Annotated in this window: 6 protein-coding genes and 1 rRNA gene; 3 read left to right on the plus strand and 4 right to left on the minus strand. The window is 35.4% G+C overall.

The annotated features are described in order from the left end of the window. Nucleotides 1–34: 34 nt before the first annotated feature. Genes AC3WV0_RS16510 through tssO (AC3WV0_RS16520) form a run of 3 tightly spaced genes read right to left on the minus strand, consistent with a single transcriptional unit; the run spans nucleotide 35 to nucleotide 2,076 of the window. A complete protein-coding gene (locus AC3WV0_RS16510; RefSeq protein ID WP_488847171.1) occupies nucleotides 35–940 on the minus strand; it encodes a PKD domain-containing protein in 906 nt (301 codons plus the stop codon). A gap of 60 nt (nucleotides 941–1,000) precedes the next feature. Beyond that, nucleotides 1,001–1,528: a type VI secretion system TssO gene (tssO, locus tag AC3WV0_RS16515; RefSeq protein ID WP_488847172.1), complete on the minus strand. Its 528-nt coding sequence runs from the start codon at nucleotides 1,526–1,528 to the stop codon at nucleotides 1,001–1,003. A gap of 11 nt (nucleotides 1,529–1,539) precedes the next feature. Further along, nucleotides 1,540–2,076, minus strand: coding sequence for a type VI secretion system TssO (tssO, locus tag AC3WV0_RS16520; protein WP_488847173.1), 537 nt, complete (start codon nucleotides 2,074–2,076; stop codon nucleotides 1,540–1,542). A gap of 177 nt (nucleotides 2,077–2,253) precedes the next feature. Here tssO (AC3WV0_RS16520) and AC3WV0_RS16525 point away from each other — a divergent pair, with 177 nt between their 5' ends. The 3 genes from AC3WV0_RS16525 (at nucleotide 2,254) to AC3WV0_RS16535 (ending at nucleotide 5,274) form a co-directional block, all read left to right on the plus strand. Then, entirely contained in the window at nucleotides 2,254–2,925 is a 672-nt protein-coding gene (locus tag AC3WV0_RS16525) for a LuxR C-terminal-related transcriptional regulator (RefSeq protein ID WP_488847174.1), read from the plus strand. Nucleotides 2,926–3,065: 140 nt separating this feature from the next. Further along, nucleotides 3,066–3,356: an HU family DNA-binding protein gene (locus AC3WV0_RS16530; protein ID WP_089999690.1), complete on the plus strand. Its 291-nt coding sequence runs from the start codon at nucleotides 3,066–3,068 to the stop codon at nucleotides 3,354–3,356. Nucleotides 3,357–3,714: 358 nt separating this feature from the next. Further along, nucleotides 3,715–5,274, plus strand: a complete 1,560-nt coding sequence (locus AC3WV0_RS16535; RefSeq protein ID WP_488847175.1) for an Rne/Rng family ribonuclease — start codon at nucleotides 3,715–3,717, stop codon at nucleotides 5,272–5,274. Between the two features lie 806 nt (nucleotides 5,275–6,080). On the opposite strand, the gene rrf is transcribed toward AC3WV0_RS16535, so the two are convergent. Further along, a 5S ribosomal RNA gene (gene rrf, locus AC3WV0_RS16540) occupies nucleotides 6,081–6,161 on the minus strand; the annotation flags it as partial.

Below are 6,161 nucleotides of genomic sequence, written 5' to 3' on the forward strand. Positions count from 1 at the left end.
TTATGATTGGTGATGTCCTGAAAAAGGACAGATATTATTTGCTTTGGTTGATATCAACTTTGGTAACGCAGTTTTGCGCATCATCAAAATTTACTTTAACGGTCTGAATGACATTATTCTTGTCAAACTGAAGTCCTGCACAATACATGTAGAAATTATTGACTTTACTGTCGTTTACTTTTACAACCGTATTTTCATTGTTGCACAGGTATGTTCTCAGGAGATAATTGTAATGCATGTTGAAATTATTTCCGTATGCGATCTGCTGAAGATGATATTTAAAATCATTGTCAATTTTAGCATAGCTGTCTTCTACGCTTACTTCTTCTTGCAGAGCATCGTAAGCCGGTAAAATTTTAATCTGGTGAAGCACCGGCTCAGCCGTTTGATCTGTGATAAGGCTTACCACATAATCGCCTGGCTTTTGGTAAGAATAGATAGCCAATTTATCTTTAGAATCAATTCTTCCGGTTTCTCCGAATTTCCATGTAAACTGTTGGCCGTCTGAAACAGCACGGAACTGTACATTCTCAAACTGCATGGCCTGTGATGGAGCATCAATGAGTGTTACCGTTTTTACACTGTCTTTTTTTGGAATTGTTCTTGCAGAAACAATGATGGGAAAAGATTTGGAATATTTATTATCGATAATGAGTGTTACCTGATAATATCCCGGCTTGTTGTAAAAATGAATTCCGCTGTTTTTATCACTGGTGGTACCATCTCCGAAATTCCATCTTTTCGTTTTGGCAAACTGTGTTTTGTCTTCGAATGAAAGCGTATCTCCCACTTTAAGGTTAGACGGATAGACGAGTCCGACAATATCGTCGGAAGAGTGTATCACTTTCTTCTGGAGCCATAATGCAACCAGTGCCGCTATCAGCAAGGTTGCAATAACACCGATAATAATGTTCTTCTTGTTTTTCTGAAAGTAATTCATAGTTAATGATTGTGTGATGTGTGTATTGTGCTTGTATAATGAGTTTCGTAATATAACAGCTTATTGTGACCTCGATTTTAAAGCCGTTTCGCGCTGGAAAAGCTGACTTTTCTTTTCCCTAAAACCGATCGAGCATTCTTCAAACTGCTTTTCAAAGTTTTTAATATTTTCTGTTTTGCTGGAAATAATTTTTTTGTCGTTGAAATACATTTTATAAAATTTTGCGATCTGCGGATATGCTTCTTTTCTGATATCGTTGGTATTTTCACCGTTCTGGTAATAATCGGCCACGTCATTGATTCCGTACACGATATTATTTTCTACAAAAGGCTGTGGAGCTTCATCCGTAAGTTTATTGATCATGGAAAATGTACTGTCCATCACTTTGAAAGACTGTTTATGTTTCTGGTCGAATCTGGCCTTTTCCTCCAGCATCTGAATCGAAACAATATCATTATCCGAAAACGGAGATTGAAAGCCTCTTAAGAGAATGATTCCCAAAAAAATAAGTGCAGCCAAAAGCATTAGAATTAAATATAAAAACTGATAATGCCTTTCTTTTTTCGATAATGTGATTTGTCCTTGCATAATATTCGTTTTTATCTTCTTCGTCTCATACCTGAAAATTTCCGGGTAGGGTCTACACGGAGCTCCCCATTGATAGCTCCTATTTTTCCTTTACATTCGTTCAGATCTCTCAAGGCAACCTGTTCTTTATAGGAAACGTCGATGATTTGTTTCTTTAAAGCCAGCATGGGCTCAATCTGTTTCATAAGGATGGAATAATGTTTGAAATTATCCGCACTGTCTTTATCCATGGCGTTTTTAGCATTTCTGACATCTTCCATGATGGCGTTTCTCAGGAAAATATCGTTTTCCACTTTATTGATGTCCAGCTGGTCCATCCGGTAAAATATGCTGTCTACATGTTCTTTAAGAACATTACTCCTGGTAAGAAGATAACGGTAATCATCCGCTTCTTTTTTTATACCCTGTCTTTGGATGTCGTAGCTTTTAAAAAAGAAAAATACACAGATGAAGGAAACACCTGATAAAACGATGAAAGATAGAACAAATTTCCAAATGCCTATCCTGACGTCTGCCTTGTTTAATTTTTTCTCCCGTTTCGAAGACATATAATGTGATTTGTTTGGAATGTGAAATTATAAAAAAATAATTTATTCACAAAATTTAAATATTACGATGATATAATATTATTTTTCCAATTAAATTAAGATTAATTTTCACTTTCATCTTATTTTCATAATTTAGTGATCTGATTTTTAATTATCATTCACCAAATCGATATTAAAGTGAGCAAATTATTGACCAATACTGTGCGGTTTTCCATAGCAGACAGTGATTTTTATTTTAAAAAAATATTAATCAAAATGCTTACCGAAAATCCGTTCTATATGCTTCTTAACGACTGCAACAACGGGCATGAGCTCATCAGCAGAAATTACAGGAGACAGGAAGACGTTTTCATTGTAGAGCTTTTTATGCCGGTATTAAGCGGTCTCGAAGCCATCAAATATATTCGTAAAAGTAACAGTGAAACGCCCATCATCACCTATTCCGGTACTTACCAAGAAGACATGGCGGAAATCCTGTCAAAAATTCCCAATATTTTTTATTGTCAGAAAAAAAGCAATATCATCAAGGATATCATTAAAGGAAAAATAACTGCAGACAATTTTGATTACGAAGCCTATACCAAGCAATGGGAGCAGCAGCCTCTCGCAGTAATGGAATATATGGACCGCCAGAAAAAAAGCCAGGAAGAGCTTTCGCCAACAGAAATCCAGCTTATGAAATTCTGCTATGAAGGCTTCAGTAATAAGGAAATTGGTGAAAAGCTGAATCTCAGTACAAGAACCATAGACACCTATATCAACCGCCTCACAGAAAAGCTTGGACTGAAAACAAAACTTCACCTGATCCGCTTCTGTGTTGAAAATGGATACTATAATTCCAGCATGTAAAGAGGATTTAACGCTATCTTAATACAAAGTAAACATTCAATTTTCAATTGCTTATCAAAAAATATTTTGCCACTAATTTGCTAATATTCAATTTTTTTAACTAAATTTGCACACCTAAAATTTAAAATTAAAATAAGGAAATGACAAAGGCAGAATTGGTAAACACCATCTCAAATAAGTTGGGAACCGAAAAGAATGAAACACAGAAAGTTGTAGAAGCTTTTATGCAAGAAATCAGAACTTCTATGTATAATGGAGATAATGTTTATTTGAGAGGTTTTGGATCTTTTATCATTAAAACAAGAGCAGCAAAAACGGGAAGAAATATCTCTAAGAACACTGCTATTGAAATCCCTGCTCACAATATTCCTGCTTTCAAGCCGTCAAAATCTTTTGTGGAGAAAGTAAAAACAAAAGTTAAGGTAAAATAAATCAACTGAATATTAACTAGTTACTAAAAAATTATAATTATGCCAAGCGGAAAGAAAAGAAAAAGACACAAGGTTGCAACTCACAAAAGAAAAAAGAGAAGAAGAGCAAACAGACACAAGAAAAAATAATCTCATTTCCTGAGATTTATAATATATAATATAGTTGGTGATTTTAAGATTTTAAAGGTTCACCGACTATATTTTGTTTTGCAACTATTAAGATGTCAATGAAAGGATTTTATATTTTATCAAAAAAATTGCTATTCATTCAATACTAATTCTTAACTTAAGGATAAATTTATATGATGAAATATATGTCTGTTTTCTACCTTCTTAACAATTTTTATCTTACAATAAAATGAAGAAAGAACTAATAGTTTCGCATGAAGATGATCTTACAAAGATTGCACTGCTGGAAGACGGAAGACTATGTGAACTTCATGAGCAAGAGGACAAAAGTGATTTTATAGTTGGAGATCTTTTTATCGGAAAAGTAAAAAAACTTGCCCCTAACCTGAATGCAGCCTTTGTAAATATCGGCTACGAAAAGGATGCTTTCCTTCATTATCAGGATTTGGGCCCACAATATCTTACTTATCGCAAGTTTCTGAAAGATACCATTTCAAAAAAGCAAAATACTTCAGGTTTAAAAAATTTCGAGATACAACCCGAAATCGACAAAAACGGAACTGTAGACAAAGTTATTGCAAAAGACGATGTTGTTTTACTTCAGATTACCAAAGAGCCTATTTCTACAAAAGGGCCAAGAATATCTACCCAGATTTCGCTCACAGGGCGCTTTTTAGTACTTATCCCATTCGACAACAAAGTATCGATTTCAAAAAAAGTTAAAAGTTCTGAAGAAAAAGAAAGACTGAGAACACTTATCGAAAGTATCAAGCCAGAAGGTTTCGGAGTTATTATCAGAACTGTCGCTGAAGGAAAAAAAGTTGCTGATCTTCATAATGACATGAATCAGCTTATTCAGAAATGGGAAACTACTTTTAAGAATATTCAGAAAAATAAAGTCCCTTCAAGAGTTCTGAGCGAAGATGACAAAGCTTCAGCTATTTTAAGAGACAATTTCAACCAGGATTTTGTAAGCATTACCTGCGATGATGAGCAAATGGTAAGTGAAATGAAAAACTATCTGGAAGTAATTGCTCCTGAAAGAAAAAATATAGTCCACTTCTATGATTCGCATATTCCTCTACTGGAATACTACAACGTCGAAAAACAGCTTAAACAAAGCTTTGGAAAGCATGTCAACATTCCAAGCTCAAAAGGCGCTTATCTTGTCATAGAGCATACCGAAGCATTACACGTAATCGATGTAAATTCCGGAAATAACATTACCACCGGAACATCTGTCAATAAAGAACATGCGCTTAAAGTCAATAAAATGGCTGCCACTGAAATTGCAAGACAGCTCCGTCTTCGTGATATGGGTGGAATTATTGTTATCGATTTTATCGACATGACTAATCCTGAGCACAGAAAAGAGCTCTATGAACATCTAAAAGAAGAGATGAAACGTGATAAAGCACGTCATAAGATACTTCCTCCCAGCAAGTTTGGACTTATACAGATTACCAGACAAAGAAACCGCCCAGAAAAACAAATTGAAACCAAGGAAGAAAACCCTAATAAAGATGGAGAAATCGTCGCTCCGATCGTTATTGTAGAACGAATGGGAGAAACCCTCAGAACCATCATGCAAAAGGAAAAAGGAAAGCTTTACCTGCATGTACATCCGTTTGTTGAGGCCTACCTTACCAAAGGCTTCAACAGCATTCAGACAAAATGGTTCATGAAATACAAAAAATGGGTAACTGTAGTCCCAAGAGACTCTTTCAAATACTTAGAATACAGAATCTACAATTCAAAAAAAGAAGAATTGATCGGATATTCTAATTAAAAACTTACAACCTCTGGTTCTGCCGGAGGTTTTTCTTTGCCATAAAAGACCAGATTTCAGCATCTAATTCTTATCCGTATAAAATATTAAAGTTTAACCGATATATACCACAAATATTTAAAGTCATTATACTTAGTTTCAGGAGCTTAATCTCGCTATCCGCTCTTACTCCTCGCGCCATTGCTTTTTCAGGGCTAAGGCATAACATACCATTCCCTGCTGTGGGGTAACCGCTCCTATCGAGGCTAGGGTCTTAGTCGGTATTTAGCACTATTCTGTTACAAATAACTCTTCGGCCGGAAGTCGGAATTAAAATAAACTATGAGTAATAAGCAATAAAATTACAGTCTTTTGAAATGTTATTTATCCAGGCTCTCATTCTATGAACTTCTAATTTTACCCTAATCTATATAATCCCTGATGTGATGCCTATATTGCTTTAGAATAAGCTACAATTAATCTTTTAAAACGAGCCCTGAAGGGGCGCCATCCTATAGCACCGGGTATAATCCGGTGGAATGCCAATCCCAAATTCATTGAGCCCGAAGGGTGGAGGCGTAATCATGAGTAATGGTAATGAGTAGTGAGGACAGGTAATAAATAATAGGCAATAAGTGATTTAACATTGAATTTTAAATCTTAACCTTAAATCTCCCGGTCTCTTCTCGTTGGTTCTTTTTACTTTTTCCCTGGCTCTTTGTCATTGGGTATGCAGTTTACCTTAAACTTTGAATCTTGAATCTTGAATCTTGAATAGTATAAACGCAAAAAGTCTCACACATTGCTGTATGAGACTTTTAATAAAAAACTGGCGGCGACCTACTCTCCCGCTATTCGCAGTACCATCGGCGCTGGTGGGCTTAACTTCTGTGTTCGGAATGGGAACA

The sequence above is a fragment of the Chryseobacterium sp. 27AL genome (assembly GCF_057815395.1).